Source organism: Limimaricola sp. G21655-S1 (assembly GCF_027213785.1).
Taxonomy (GTDB): Bacteria; Pseudomonadota; Alphaproteobacteria; order Rhodobacterales; family Rhodobacteraceae; genus Limimaricola.
This window is the reverse complement of record NZ_JAPWGO010000015.1, coordinates 78159-92006: the sequence shown is the minus strand read 5'-3', so window position 1 is coordinate 92006 and position 13848 is coordinate 78159. Positions and strand designations below refer to the sequence as shown.

At 66.4% G+C, this 13848-nt stretch carries 10 protein-coding genes and 1 pseudogene; 8 read left to right on the top strand and 3 right to left on the bottom strand.

The window, feature by feature from the left end:
* Positions 1 to 487: 487 nt before the first annotated feature.
* Positions 488 to 1744, bottom strand: coding sequence for an aminotransferase class V-fold PLP-dependent enzyme (locus tag O4G76_RS14770; RefSeq protein ID WP_269398035.1), 1257 nt, complete (start codon positions 1742 to 1744; stop codon positions 488 to 490).
* Positions 1745 to 2031: 287 nt separating this feature from the next.
* On the opposite strand from O4G76_RS14770, the pseudogene O4G76_RS14765 reads away from it, so the two are divergent.
* The 8 genes and pseudogenes from O4G76_RS14765 to O4G76_RS14730 all read left to right on the top strand — a co-directional run bounded on the left by O4G76_RS14765 (position 2032) and on the right by O4G76_RS14730 (position 11090).
* Positions 2032 to 3045 (top strand): annotated as a pseudogene (locus O4G76_RS14765) (IS30 family transposase).
* Between the two features lie 153 nt (positions 3046 to 3198).
* Positions 3199 to 3414, top strand: coding sequence for a hypothetical protein (locus tag O4G76_RS14760; RefSeq protein ID WP_269398034.1), 216 nt, complete (start codon positions 3199 to 3201; stop codon positions 3412 to 3414).
* The gene (locus tag O4G76_RS14755) at positions 3411 to 4571 is read left to right on the top strand and encodes an acyl-CoA dehydrogenase family protein (protein WP_269398033.1); all 1161 of its coding nucleotides are present in this window, start codon (positions 3411 to 3413) and stop codon (positions 4569 to 4571) included. Before O4G76_RS14760 ends, O4G76_RS14755 begins: the two co-directional genes overlap by 4 nt.
* A 3-nt stretch (positions 4572 to 4574) precedes the next feature.
* Positions 4575 to 6629, top strand: coding sequence for an acetate--CoA ligase family protein (locus O4G76_RS14750; protein WP_269398032.1), 2055 nt, complete (start codon positions 4575 to 4577; stop codon positions 6627 to 6629).
* Positions 6626 to 7411, top strand: coding sequence for a carnitinyl-CoA dehydratase (locus tag O4G76_RS14745; RefSeq protein WP_269398031.1), 786 nt, complete (start codon positions 6626 to 6628; stop codon positions 7409 to 7411). The genes O4G76_RS14750 and O4G76_RS14745 overlap by 4 nt, the downstream gene beginning before the upstream one ends.
* Positions 7412 to 7430: 19 nt before the next feature.
* Positions 7431 to 8354 carry a 3-keto-5-aminohexanoate cleavage protein gene (locus O4G76_RS14740; RefSeq protein ID WP_269398030.1) on the top strand — a complete coding sequence of 308 codons (924 nt, stop codon included), beginning with the start codon at positions 7431 to 7433 and terminating at the stop codon, positions 8352 to 8354.
* On the top strand, positions 8351 to 9772 hold the full coding sequence (locus tag O4G76_RS14735) for a carnitine 3-dehydrogenase (RefSeq protein WP_269398029.1): 1422 nt from the start codon (positions 8351 to 8353) through the stop codon (positions 9770 to 9772). The genes O4G76_RS14740 and O4G76_RS14735 overlap by 4 nt, the downstream gene beginning before the upstream one ends.
* Positions 9773 to 10082: 310 nt before the next feature.
* Complete coding sequence (locus O4G76_RS14730) at positions 10083 to 11090, top strand: NAD(P)-dependent alcohol dehydrogenase (protein WP_269398028.1); 1008 nt, start codon at positions 10083 to 10085, stop codon at positions 11088 to 11090.
* Positions 11091 to 11189: 99 nt separating this feature from the next.
* Here the strand turns inward: O4G76_RS14730 and fahA are convergent, their stop codons facing one another.
* Both fahA and hmgA read right to left on the bottom strand, forming a co-directional pair.
* Positions 11190 to 12449: a fumarylacetoacetase gene (gene fahA / locus O4G76_RS14725; protein WP_269398027.1), complete on the bottom strand. Its 1260-nt coding sequence runs from the start codon at positions 12447 to 12449 to the stop codon at positions 11190 to 11192.
* 34 nt (positions 12450 to 12483) lie between these two features.
* Positions 12484 to 13824: a homogentisate 1,2-dioxygenase gene (hmgA, locus tag O4G76_RS14720; RefSeq protein WP_269398026.1), complete on the bottom strand. Its 1341-nt coding sequence runs from the start codon at positions 13822 to 13824 to the stop codon at positions 12484 to 12486.
* Positions 13825 to 13848: the final 24 nt, after the last annotated feature.

Here is a 13848-nt window from a genome sequence, read left to right as displayed (position 1 = left end):
TCACCTAAAACCGATATCCTATAGGGGCTTAGAGGAATCACTTCCAAGGAGCTAGTCGTCTACGGCGATGGGATATCGAGATCTGTGATATCTTACGCGAGAAGGGATCTTGCTTATCGGTTCGTTACAGATTTGACCTGGTCACGCGGGAAAAATGGGGCTTGGTACGGTCGCATAGGACCACTCGGAGCAGGCTCACCATCGGACTGACCGAGCGAAATCCCGAAAAAACACCCATTGTCTCTCGGCATCTGGGACCAAGAAACGTTTGCTGAGCAACCAGCATCGCGAACACGAGGATAGGCTCTACGTTGATCGGGTCTCGCTGCCTGATGTTCAGAGCGCTAAGCTTCGACAGGTCCAGGCCAGAGCAGCAGGCCGCGGCGGGCAGCCTGCTGTCGGGATTGGAGGTTTCGCTCCATTTCCCGTTCAGCGCGTTATCGCTTCTCGATCCATTCCGGGGGCAGGAAGCGGCGTCCGGATGGCTTCAAGCGCGCATTATGTCCCGCATGGCCGCAAGGAACCGGATAACTTCCGCCTCGGTGTTGTAGTGGCACAAGGAGACCCTCACGCAGCTCTCCATGCCGAGCGGGCTCAAGATGTTGCCTGAATAGTGATCGGCTTTTCGGACATGCGTGCGGATGCCTGCTTCATTCAGTGCGGCGACGATCTCGGTGGCCTCGAGACCTTCGTAGGCGAAGGATACCAGCCCTTCGCGGCGAGGGTTGTCGATCCCGCCGATGATGGTGACGCCCTCGTAGCTGGCCAGCCCGGGCAAATTCCCGGCACCATGCAACAGGGCCTCGGTCAGCGTCTTCTCTTGCGCATGTATCGCTTCGCCTGCGGCAACGATCCGCGAGCGGCGATCATCGTGGTCGCTGACGCGTCCACCCAGCCAGTCAAAATAGTCCACCACGTCCGAGAAGGCGGCGTAGGCCCCGGCATCGCGGGTACCCAGCTCCCAAGGCGCACCGGGCGCGCCCATCAGCCCATCATGAGGAAGCGCCGCAAGCCGATCCGACAGCCAGGCGATGCCGTAGCCGTGGCGCGAGAAGACCTTGTAAGGGGAGATCACATAGCCGTCGATGTTGAGGGCCGCGAGGTCCAGCCGACCATGAGCCGCATGCTGGATGCCATCGACGATGATGTAGCAGTCGGGCGCGGTTTCGCGGATCGTGGCGGCGATGGCGGCGACATCCACTGCCATGCCGGTAACCGGCGAAGTGTGCAGGATGGTCGCGACCCGGGTATCCGGCGTGATCTCGGCCTTGTAGGCCGCGGCATCGATCGAGCCGGTGCCATTGTCATGTGCCACGAGCACATGTGCCTTGCCGCTGATCGGTGCATAGCGGTCGGCGGCCGAGCGCGTGGCGGGATGCTCCAGGCTGGAACTCAGGACCCGTCCACCTTCTGGCGTGCCGAGGCAGGCAGCGCCGATCAGGCGAAACAGCAGCTCGGTGCCGCTTTCGCCCGCAATGAACTGGCCGTTGGGCGCGTTGAAGAACACCGCCATGTCATTCTTCGCCCGTGCGATGATCTTGACGGCGGCTTGCCCGGCGGGGTTATCGCGTCCCGGATTGTCGGGAATGGCGGCAAACTTGGCAGATGTTTCGACCACCGACTTCAGCGTCAAGGCACCCCCGGCGTTCTCGAAGAAAACACGTTCGCCCTGAAACGGACACGCATCAACGTGGGCGAAACGGCCACGAATATCGTCGATCAGGTCGGGCTGCAGGTTGATCATCGGTTGCTTTCCTTCGGTTGCCACCGCGAGCGCGGTGAACCATGTCAGTCATACTGACGGGCAAGGAATGCGAAGATGCATCCAATGTCGACAGCAATAGTTCGCCATCCGAAAAGACCAAGGGAGCGCCTTGTTCAAGGACGTCATCACGGAAATCGCAAACGCTATATCAAAGCAATTATTACATAATGCACGTTACACGTATAAGTTGTATGTAGCTGCGCGCGCTACTTATAACTGCGGCTCTTGTTTGAAAATAATGCCCTATCAAGCAGGAGTTTTCCAGTATGGGACGTGTCTTCGCGCAATTTAAGGTTGAGAAGCGCCGCAAGATTGAGCGCTGGCGCCATGCCAGAGTATCCGTGAACGAGATGGCGCGGGTATTGCAGCGTCACCGCTCGACCATTTTCCGCGATCTCAGGCGCAACCATTTCCAAGATCCCTGCATGCCCAAGGTCGTGGGCCATTTCGCCATGACCGCACAGCTGAGAACCAACGATCGCCATGCCCGCCAGCGTAAGCTGATCTGGCATCCGCAGTTGCGTGACCAAGTCGTCGATCGGATAAAGGATGGCTGGACCCCGGAGCAGATCGCCGGCCGGATGGGCATGGAGCGCGCGCCGCTACGGGTCTGCCGGGAAACCATCTATCGCTACATCTACGCCCAAGAAGGCATGCGCGACGAGCTGTGGTGGTATCTCCCCACCCACCGCAAGGCCCGCCGCCCGAGACGCGCCCGCAAGCGTCGCGCGCCGAAATTCCACCGTGATGTCAGCATCCTGTTCCGGCCCGAGGCGGTGGCGCATCGGTCCCAGTTCGGTCACTGGGCTGAGGTGTGACCGGGGCTCCCGTGGAGCCCCGCAAGCGCACCGAACGATTTGATACTGTTCCGGCAGCGGTTTGGGTCCGCCAACGTGACCTCACTCGTCGAACGCGTCAGCCGGTTCACCGTACTCCTAAAGAGCGCCGACAAACGGACACGGCCCGTTATCGACAAGGTCTCCGCGGCCATCCGTGCGCTGCCCCAGCCCGCGCGCCGATCGATCACCTTCGACCGTGGCACCGAGTTCGTCTCATGGCCGCACCTGCAAGCCGAGATCGGCACGAGCATCTGGTTTTGCGACCCCTCCGCGCCCTGGCAGAAGGGCACGGTCGAGAACACCAATCGCCGTGCCCGCCGCTGGCTGCCCCGGGAGCGCGACATCGGCCAACTCTCCGACCACGACTTCCGCGACCGGCTGAACGCCACGGCCCGCAAATGCCTCGGAGGGAAGTCGTCCGTCGAGGTGTTCCAAGCCTAAATTCCGCAAAAGAGGCCGCGAGCGCCCTGCTTTCAGACCACCGCGGAGTTGGCGGGTAAGTATCGCCTAAATTCTGTGCTTTTTGTTGAGTTGAAACGAGATCGGCGTGACACTCCTCGTTACCTCGGTCAACCGACCACCCTGCCCCGCCGCATGTGGATGGGCTTGCGCGACAATGTCGGCCCGACGATCGCTGCGCTCTCGAAGCCGCTGATCCTCGTGGTCACGGCCCATGTCGGCCTGCGCGCGGCGCTCCTGATGCGCAAGTGGGCCGGGGCCCGCCGAGCGCCCCGCCTCCCTGCCGCGCGGCCCTGTGCCGCGCGGCTCCAGAAGCCCGAACTTTTACTACTGCTACAGGGTGCGACATGAATTTTGGTCTGAGCGACGAACAGGAGATGATCGTCTCCAACGTCCGCAGCTTCGTCGAAAACGAGATCTATCCGCACGAGGCCGAGGTCGAGCGAACGGGTGAGGTGCCCGCCGAGATTGCGCAGGAGATCAAGCGCAAGGTCATCGATCTGGGCTTTTACGCCTCCAACTTTCCCGAAAGCGTCGGCGGGCCGGGCCTGTCGCATCTCGAATTCGCCCTTGTCGAGCGCGAGCTGGGCCGCGGCGCGATGGCGCTGACCCACTTCTTCGGTCGGCCACAGAACATCCTGATGGCCTGCGAGGGCGAGCAGGTCGACCGCTACCTGATGCCCGCCGTGCGCGGCGAGCGGATGGACGCGCTGGCGATGACCGAACCCGATGCCGGCTCGGACGTGCGCGGCATGAAATGCACCGCCACGCGCGACGGCGGCGACTGGGTGATCAACGGCTCCAAGCATTTCATCTCGGGTGCCGAGCACGCGGATTTCTTCATCGTCTTCGTTGCCACCGGCGTCGACGACACCCCGCGCGGGCCCAAGAAGCGCATCACCTGCTTCCTTGTCGACCGCGACACGCGGGGCTTCGAGGTGGCGCGCGGCTACAACTCGGTCTCGCATCGCGGCTACAAGAACTGCAATTTGTATTTCGACGACTGCCGGCTGCCCGACGCGCAGGTGCTGGGCGAGGTCGATGGTGGTTTCGCGGTGATGAACGAATGGCTCTATGCCACGCGGATCACCGTGGCGACCATGTCGGTGGGCCGCGCCCGCCGGGTCTTCGATCACGCGTTGCACTACGCGGCCGAGCGCCAGCAGTTCGGCCAGCCGATCGCCAAGTTCCAAGGCGTCGGCTTCCAGATCGCCGACATGATCACGGAGATCGACGCCGCCGACCTGCTCACGCTGTCCTCGGCTTGGCGGCTCGACCAGGGCCTGCCGGCGAACCGCGAGATCGCCTCGGCCAAGCTCTACGCCTCGGAGATGCTGGCGCGGGTGACCGACGCGGCGCTGCAGATCCATGGCGGCATGGGGCTGATGGACGAGCTGCCGATCGAGCGCTTCTGGCGCGACGCGCGGGTCGAGCGGATCTGGGACGGCACCTCCGAGATCCAGCGTCACATCATCAGCCGGGAGCTCTTCCGGCCGCTGGGCGCCTGATCCGTGGAGCCGCTCGGTCGCCTCTTCTCGCCGCGCGCCATCGCCGTCATCGGCGGCGGGACCTGGTGCGAGAACGTGGTACGCCAATGCCGGGCGGCGGGTTTCGCCGGACCGATCTGGCCGGTGCATCCCGGGAAGGCCGAGGTCGGCGGCCTGCCCGCCTATCCCGATCTCGCGGCACTCCCCGGCAGGCCCGACGCCGCCTTCATCGGCGTCAACCGCACGCTGACGGTCGAGGTCGTGGCCAAGCTGTCGGCCATGGGCTGCAGCGGCGCGGTGTGCTTCGCGGCGGGGTTCAGCGAGGCGGTGTCCGAGCTGTCCGACGGCGCGAGGCTGCAGGCCGATCTGGTCGCGGCGGCGGGCGGGATGCGGGTGCTCGGCCCGAACTGCTACGGCATGGTCAACGCGCTCGATCAGGTCGCACTGTGGCCCGACCGGCACGGCATGACGCCCTGCGACAGCGGTGTGGCGGTGATTGGCCAGTCCTCGAACGTGCTGATCAACCTCACCATGCAGCGCCGGGGCCTGCCATTGGCCGTCGTCGTGGCTGCCGGCAACCAGGCCCAGACCTCGATGGTGGATCTGGGCATCGCGTTGCTCGAGGATCCGCGCATCACCGCGCTGGGGCTGCATATCGAGGGCATCGGAAACCTGTCCGCCTTCGAGCGGCTGGCCCGCCGCGCGCGCGAGCTGGGCAAGCCCGTCGCCGCGCTCAAGGTCGGCACCTCGGGGCAGGCGCGGGCGGCGGCGGTGTCGCACACTGCCTCGGTCACCGGTAGCGATGCTGGCGCGCGGGCGCTGCTGCGGCGGCTCGGCATCGCGCAGGTCGACACCCCGGCGGAACTGGTCGAGACGCTGAAGCTCTTGCATGTGACCGGCGGGCTGGCCTCGACGCGCATCGCCTCGGCCTCTTGCTCGGGCGGCGAGGCGTCGCTCATGGCCGATTTGGGCGAGGCGGCGGGCGTGGTCTTTCCGCCGCTGGAACCGGGCCAGCGTGCAGCGCTCCGCACCGCGCTCGGCCCCAAGGTCGCGCTCGCGAACCCGCTCGATTACAACACCTATATCTGGGGCGACGAGGCGGCGCTCACCGCCTGTTTCAGCGCCCTGTGCGACGCCGATTTGGCGCTTGGCTGCGTCGTGATCGACTTCCCCCGCGACGACCATTTCGACGCGCCCGAGTACGATCAGGTGCTCCGCGCGGCGGCGGCCGCGAAAGATGCCACCGGCACGCCGATGGCGCTGGTCTCGCTCTTGGCCGAGGGGCTGCCCGAGGCGGTCGCGATACGGGCGCTGCGGCTCGGCATCACACCGCTTTGCGGCATGGGCGAGGCGGTGCGCGCGATCCGCGCCGCCGCCGGGATCGGGGGGAGTGGGGACCGGAACGGCGCCATGCCCGAGCCCGTGCTGATCCCGAAGGAGATGCGGGGCGCGAGCCGCATCTACCCCGAGGCCGAGGCCAAGGCGCTGCTCCGCGCGGCCGGAATCCGGGTGCCGAGATCGACCCGCGCCGCCTCGGCCGAGGGGGCCGGGGCCGCCGCCGCCGCGATCGGCTTTCCGGTCGTGCTGAAGGGCGAGGGCATTGCCCACAAGACCGAGGCCGGGGCGGTCGCGCTGAACCTCGCCGACGCCGGGGCAGTGCGCGAGGCGGCAGAGGCGATGCCGACCGAGAGCTTTCTCGTCGAGGAAATGATTACCGATTGCGTGGCCGAGCTTCTCGTCGGGGTGATCCGCGATCCGGCGCATGGCTTCGTCCTAACGCTGGGGCTCGGCGGCATCCTTACCGAACTGATCCGCGACACCGCCTCGATGCTGATCCCCGCCAGCCGCGACGAGGTCGCGGACGCGCTCGCCGGGCTGCGGACCGCTGCGCTGCTGACCGGCTATCGCGGGCGGGCAACAGCCGATATGCAGGCCGTGCTCGATACGGTCATGGCATTGCAGGAGTTTGTCAGGCTTCATGCGGACCGGCTGCAGGAGGTCGAAATCAACCCGCTGATCTGCCGCGCGACGGATGCCGTGGCGGCGGACGCGCTCATCAGGATGGGAGAGAGCCGATGACATCTTCGAACGTGCGCACCGAGCGCCGCGGCGCGGTGCTCGAGGTGACGCTGGACCGGCCCAAGGCCAATGCCATCGACACGGCCACCAGCCGCGAGCTGGGCGAGATCTTCACCGCCTTTCGCGACGACCCCGAGCTGCGGGTGGCGGTCATCACCGGCGCGGGCGAAAAGTTCTTCTGCCCCGGCTGGGACCTCAGGGCCGCCGCCGAGGGCGAGGCGGTCGATGCCGATTACGGCAAGGGCGGTTTCGGCGGGCTGCAGGAGCTGCGCGGGCTCAACAAGCCGGTCATCGCCGCGGTGAACGGCATCGCCTGCGGCGGCGGGCTGGAGCTGGCGATCAGCGCCGACATCATACTCGCCGCCGATCACGCCAGCTTCGCCCTGCCGGAGATCAGGTCGGGGACGGTGGCTGATGCCGCCACGATCAAGCTGCCCAAGCGCATCCCCTATCACATCGCGATGGAGCTGCTTTTTACCGGCCGCTGGTTCGACGCGCAGGAGGCGCATCGCTGGGGTCTCGTCAATCGCATCCTGCCCGCCGCCGGGCTGATGACGGCGGCGCGCGCCATGGCCGAGGAACTAGCCGCCGGGCCGCCGCTGGTCTTCGCGGCGATCAAGGAGATCGCCCGCGAGGCGGAGGACATGAAGTTCCAAGATGCCATGAACCGCGTCACCGGCAGCCAGTTCGAGACGGTCGAACGGCTCTATCGCTCCGAGGATCAGAAGGAGGGCGCGCGCGCCTTCGCCGAGAAACGCGACCCGGTCTGGAAGGGCCGGTAACGAGAGGACAGGAGAGGTCATGCCACTCGAGATGAACCGCAAGATATTTCTCACCGCCGCGATCACCGGGGCCGGGGCCACGCAGGACAAGAGCCGCCTCGTGCCCCGCTCGCCCAAGGAGATCGCCGACGCCGCCATCGACGCCGCGAAGGCGGGGGCCGCGATCGTGCATTGCCACGTGCGCGACCCCGAGACCGGCGCGCCCTGCCGCGACCTCGATCTCTACCGCGAGGTGACCGACCGCATCCGATCGGCCGATATCGACATGGTGCTCAACCTGACGGCGGGGGTCGGCGGCGACCTTGCCCTCGGCGGGGTCGAGACGCCCATGGATGTCGACGCGGCCCAGACCGACATGGCCGGCGCGACCGAGCGCATGGCCCATATCCGCGCCTGCCTGCCGGAGATCTGCACGCTCGATTGCGGCTCGATGAATTTCGGCGATGGCGATTACGTCATGACCAACACCACCGCCATGCTGCGGTCCATGGGCGCCCAGATGACCGAGCTCGGCGTGAAGCCGGAGATCGAGGCCTTCGACACCGGACATTTATGGTTCGCCAAGCAGCTGGTCCGCGAGGGCGTGCTGGACGACCCGGCGCTGGTGCAGCTGTGCATGGGCGTGCCGTGGGGCGCGCCCAACGACCTCAACACCTTCATGGCGATGGTCAACAACGTGCCCGAAAGCTGGAACTGGTCGGCCTTCAGCCTCGGGCGCGATCAGATGCCCTATGTCGCCGCCGCCGCCCTGGCGGGAGGCAACGTCCGTGTCGGCCTCGAGGACAATCTCTATCTCGAGCGTGGCGTGCTGGCGACCAACGGGCAGCTGGTCGAGAAGGCGGCCAGCCTGCTGTCGAACATGGGTGCCACGCTCATGGGCCCTCGGGAGGTTCGCGACCAGCTCGGGCTTAGCAAGCGCGCGCCCGGCGACCTGCCGGCATGAGCCACGCGGCGATCATCGGCGGCGGTGTCGTCGGCGGCGGCTGGGCCGCGCGTTTCCTGCTCAACGGCTGGGACGTTGCGGTCTTCGACCCCGACCCCGACACCGAGCGCAAGATCGGCGAGGTGCTCGACAATGCCCGGGCCTCGCTGCCCGCCCTCTACGACCGGCCGCTGCCGCCAGAGGGGCGGCTGAGCTTCGCCTCTTCCGTCGCCGATGCGGTGGCAGGGGCGAATTGGGTGCAGGAAAGCGTGTCGGAGCGGCTCGACCTCAAGCACGCGGTCTATGCCGAGATCGCCGCCCACCTGCCCGAGGGCGGCTTCGTCGCCTCCTCCACCTCGGGCTTCAAGGCCAGCGACCTCGCCGCACGCGGCGCGCCGGTCGTGGTGGTGCACCCGTTCAATCCAGTCTATCTCCTGCCCCTGGCCGAGATCTCGGGGGAGGCGCGGTATTGCGATCGCGCTCGCGTAGTCGTCGCCTCGATCGGCATGCACCCGCTCGTGCTGCGTAAGGAAATCGACGCCTTCATCGGTAACCGGTTCCAGGAGGCGGTGTGGCGCGAGGCGTTGTGGATGCTCAAGGACGGCATTGCCACGACCTCGGAGATCGACGATGCGATCCGCATGAGCTTCGGGCTTCGCTGGGCACAGATGGGGCTGTTCGAGACCTACCGCATCGCCGGCGGCGAGGCCGGCATGCGAGCCTATATCGAGCAGTTCGGCCCGACCCTCGGCTGGCCCCGGAGCAAGCTGACGGACGTGCCAAAGCTGGACGATGCGCTGATCGACACGATCGGTCGCCAGTCCGATGCGCAGTCCGGGCACCAATCGATCCGCACTCTGGAGCGGCTCCGCGACGACAACCTCGTTGCCATCCTGCGCGGCCTGCGCCGGACCGGCAGCGGTGCGGGCGGCGTCCTTCTCGAACATGAGCGGAGCCTGCCCGAAGGCGGGGAGATCGACGGGCTGCCGATCACGCTGCGCACATCCGTGCCTGTGACCTGGACCGACTATAACGGACACATGAACGAGGCCGCCTATCTCGAACTGGGCAGCCGGGCGACCGATGCGCTGATGAAGCTGGTCGGCGCCGACGCGGCCTATATCGCTTCGGGCAAGAGCTTTTTCACCGTCGACACCCGTATCCGGTATCTCGACGAGGTGCATCGCGGCACGATGCTGACGGTGACCACGCAGCTGCTCGAAGCGGCGGGCAAGAAGATGAAGCTGTTCCACCGCGTAACCAAGCCCGAGGGGACTCTCGCGGCGACGATTGAGACCCTGCTTTTGCACACCGACCTGACGTCCCGCCGCGCCTGCCCCCCCGCACCGCAGGTGGCGGCGGCGCTCGAAACCCTAGCCGCGGCCCATGCCGGGCGTCCCGCCGAGGGCGCCGGTGGCGCCGTCGGGCAACGCAGCTGACGAACGAAGCCACCAATGAGACGGCCCATTTCACGCGAAGAAAAGATGGCCCGGAAAGGGATGGCCGCCCATCTGCATGGGCAATACGAGCGGATGAAGGCGGCGGATGGCGATCTCGAACTCGAATGGCAGGCGCATCTGACCTCGATCGACGGGATCGGTTCGGATTTCCGGGCCTGATCCCGGCGTCGCGCGGCCAGTGGCCACGCCCTGATTTCAAGGTGCCGGGACATTCCGGCGCATGCGCTAAATCTTGGCTTCCAAAGGGGGCGCGGCCCCGGCAGGGACATTCAACAGGAAAGGCAATCTCTTGAAACAGGTAAGGAGCAAGGCGCCCGGCGGCCTCGACAACCTCGTACTTGAGGATGTGGCCGAACCGGCGGCACCGGGCCCCGGGGAGATCACCGTGCGTCTGCATGCCAGCTCGCTCAACTTTCACGACTACCGGGTCTGTGCCGTCGGGGGGGCTTTGCCGGACGGGCGGATTCCGATGGCCGATGGCGCGGGCCGCGTCGAGGCGGTCGGCGAAGGCGTGTACGACTTCGCCGCCGGCGATTCCGTCGTGTCCTGCTTTTTCCCGGACTGGCAGGCGGGCGACGACCGGCCCTTCGACTTTTCGGGCACCCCCGGCGACGGGCGTGACGGCTATGCGCGCGAACGCGTCACGCTGCCCGCGAGCTGGTTCACCCATGCGCCCGAAGGATGGAGCCACGAGGAGGCGGCGACCATCACCACCGCCGGCCTGACCGCGTGGCGGGCGCTGGTGGTCGATGCGGGGCTCAAGGCCGGCGACACGGTCGCCGTGCTCGGCACCGGCGGCGTGTCGATCTACGCGCTGCAACTGGCCAAGGCGATGGGCGCTAACGTGATCGCCACCTCCTCGTCGGATGCGAAGCTCGAGCGCCTACGTGGGATGGGGGCGGATCACGTCATCAACTATCGCGAAACCCCCGAATGGGGCGAGGAAATGCGCCGCATGACCGGGGGCCACGGCGTCGACATCGTGGTCGAGGTCGGCGGGCCTGCCACACTCGCGCAGTCCATCGTCGCCGGACGGCCCGGGGCGCATATCGCGCTGATCGGCGTGCTTACCGGCCGCGCCGGAGAGGTACCCACCGCCCTGCTGATGGCGCGCCAGCAACGCCTTCAGGGCCTGATCGTCGGCTCGCGCGCGCATCAGCTCGACTTCGTGAAGGCCCTCGACGCGCTGAAGCTGCGCCCGATGATCGACCGCAGCTTCGAGCTGTCCGAACTTGCGCACGCCTTTCGGTATCAGGAAAGCGGTGCGCATTTCGGCAAGATCTGCGTGACGATGTGAAGCGGGCTACATCGGCCTGCCGGCGCTTCGCGGCGATCTCCTCCGGTTCGTGATTGTTCCGGGCTCTTCTGAGAGCCAATCGGCGGGACAAGGGCCTTCTCAGCAGCCTGACTTATAGGGATCGTCCAGCGCCGGCAGTACCTTGCCGATACATTCGCCGAAACCGACACGGTATCCGTCGCCCTGCGCATGGCCCCGGAACCTCAGCGTATCGCCATCCTCGATGAAACTGCGGGTCTGGTCACCGACGGCGATCGGCTCCTTGCCGCCCCAGCTTAGTTCGAGGAGCGCGCCGCGGCTCTCTCTGGCAGGTCCCGATATCGTGCCCGAACCCAGCAGGTCGCCGACCCGCATCGGGCAGCCCGAGGTGGTATGGTGCGCCAGTTGCTGCGCGGCGGAGTAGTACATCTCGCGGTAATTGGTCCGCGCAATGGTGACCGGCCCTGCGCCTTCGGGGGCGAGTTCGACCTCAAGCTCGATGTCGTAGAGCATCGGACCCGGCTCCCGCAGATAGGGCAGAAGGTCGCGCTCGCGTTCGGGGGTCGAGGTGCGAAACGGCGCCAGCGCTGCGGCGGTGACGATCCACGGGCTGATCGAGGTCGCCGTCGCCTTGCCTTGGAACGGGCCGAGCGGCTGGTACTCCCAAGCCTGGATGTCACGCGCCGACCAGTCGTTCAGCAGCACGTAGCCGAAGATCATCGCATCGGCCTCCGCAACGCTCACCGGTCCGTTCGAGGGCTGGCCGAGGATCGCCCCCATCTCCAGTTCGAAGTCGAAACGTGCCGACGGTGCGAAGCGAGGAAGCGCGTCCTCCGGCCCCTTGATCTGGCCCCAAGGGCGGCGGATCTCGGTCCCCGACACCACGACCGACGAGGCGCGGCCATTGTAGCCGATGGGCATCGACAACCAGTTTGGCGGCAAGGCGTTCTCGGCGCCGCGAAACATCGTGCCGACATTGGTGGCGTGATGGCGGCTGGCGTAGAAATCCGTGAACTCGGCCACCGTGAACGGCATGTGCAGCGTGGCCTCCGCCTGCGGCACCAGATGCGCGCGCAACGCCCCGGCCTGCGACGCCCCCTCGGCCAACAGCTCCCTCAGCCGCAACCGGAGCGCCGCCCAAGCATCGGCGCCAGCGGCCATGAGCGGGTTCCATGTGGCCGACTGCAACAGGGGGCCGCCTCGCAACGAAATGATCCCCGCACGCTCCAGCGCCGCGACGTCGAGGATCATGTCGCCGATCGCCACGCCGCAGCGCGGGGCCCCGCCCGGGGTCGAGAAGACGCCGTAGGGCAGGTTGTTGAGCGGAAAATCGGTCCCGGCATCATTGGCGCTTTCGACCCAGCTTCTGTCGAGGCTCATTTCCCCTCCCCGCGTCCTTGTCGTGAGAGAGGGCTCAGTCCCATTTGCCTTCCGGCGTGCCGTCGAAATGCTTCTCGAGACTGTCCCAGCAGCCGATATAATCCTCCTGCAGCGGCGCTTCCTTCGCGGCGAACTCGGTCAGATGCTGGGGAAAGCGCGTCTCGAACATGAAGGACATGGTGTCCTCGAGCTTGCTCGGCCCGAGATCGGCATGGGTGGCCTTCTCGAAGGCCTCGTTGTCGGGCCCGTGCGGCAGCATCATGTTGTGCAGGCTCATGCCGCCCGGCACGAAGCCCTGCGGCTTGGCGTCGTACTGGCCGCGGATGTTGCCCATCAACTCTGACATGACGTTCTTGTGGTACCAAGGCGGACGGAAGGTGTTCTCGGCCACCGACCATCGGTCGCGGAACAGCACGAAGTCGATATTGGCGGTCCCCTCGACGCCCGACGGCGCGGTCAACACGGTGAAGATCGACGGGTCGGGATGGTCGAACAGCACCGCGCCGATCGGGCAGTAGCTCCGCAGGTCGTATTTCACCGGCGCGTAGTTTCCGTGCCAGGCCACCACGTCGAGTGGCGAGTGCCCGATCTCGGAGCGGTGGAACTGGCCGCACCATTTCACGGTGACGGTCGAGGGCGTCTCGCGGTCCTCGAAGGCGGCGACTGGGGTCTTGAAATCGCGTCGGTTGGCCATGCAGTTGGCGCCGATCGGCCCGCGGCCGGGCAGCTGGAACTTCTGGCCGTAATTTTCGCATACGAAGCCGCGCGCCGGCCCTTCGAGCAGCTCAACCCTGTAGACCAGCCCGCGCGGAAGGATCGCGATTTCCTGCGGCTCGAGGTCGATCACGCCGAGCTCGGTGCAAAACCGCAGCCGCCCCTCCTGCGGCACCACCAGAAGCTCGCTGTCGGCGGAGTAGAAATAGGCGTCGACCATGCTTTCGGTGACGAGGTAGATATGGCTCGCCATGCCGGTCTGCGTGTTCACGTCGCCCGCCGTGGTCATCGTGCGCATGCCGGTCAGCCAGTCGAGCAGCGTGTCGGAATGCGGCATCGGGTCCCAGCGGTACTGGCCCAGCGAGGTGACATCGGGCATCACATGCGGCGCCGATTTCCAGTAGGGCAGATCGATGCGCGCAAATCGGCCGGTGTGCTTCACCGACGGCCGGATGCGGTAGCACCAGGTCCGTTCGTTCTGATGGCTGGGCGCGGTGAAGGCGGTCCCCGAAAGCTGTTCCCCGTAAAGACCGTAGGCGCATTTCTGTGGGCTGTTCATGCCTTGCGGCAGCGCGCCGGGCAGCGCCTCGGTCTCGAAGTCGTTGCCGAAACCCGGCATGTAGGATGGTCTCGCGCCGTCGTCGTTCGGCGCGCGCCTCATCTCCTGCGGAAGCTCGCCTGACGC

Coding starts and splice junctions, on each gene's coding strand:
- O4G76_RS14755 (WP_269398033.1), top strand. CDS start 3,411: ATGAATTTTGGTCTGAGCGACGAACAGGAGATGATCGTCTCCAACGTC.
- hmgA (WP_269398026.1), bottom strand. CDS start 13,824: ATGAGGCGCGCGCCGAACGACGACGGCGCGAGACCATCCTACATGCCG.
- fahA (WP_269398027.1), bottom strand. CDS start 12,449: ATGAGCCTCGACAGAAGCTGGGTCGAAAGCGCCAATGATGCCGGGACC.
- O4G76_RS14770 (WP_269398035.1), bottom strand. CDS start 1,744: ATGATCAACCTGCAGCCCGACCTGATCGACGATATTCGTGGCCGTTTC.
- O4G76_RS14740 (WP_269398030.1), top strand. CDS start 7,431: ATGCCACTCGAGATGAACCGCAAGATATTTCTCACCGCCGCGATCACC.
- O4G76_RS14735 (WP_269398029.1), top strand. CDS start 8,351: ATGAGCCACGCGGCGATCATCGGCGGCGGTGTCGTCGGCGGCGGCTGG.
- O4G76_RS14760 (WP_269398034.1), top strand. CDS start 3,199: ATGTGGATGGGCTTGCGCGACAATGTCGGCCCGACGATCGCTGCGCTC.
- O4G76_RS14745 (WP_269398031.1), top strand. CDS start 6,626: ATGACATCTTCGAACGTGCGCACCGAGCGCCGCGGCGCGGTGCTCGAG.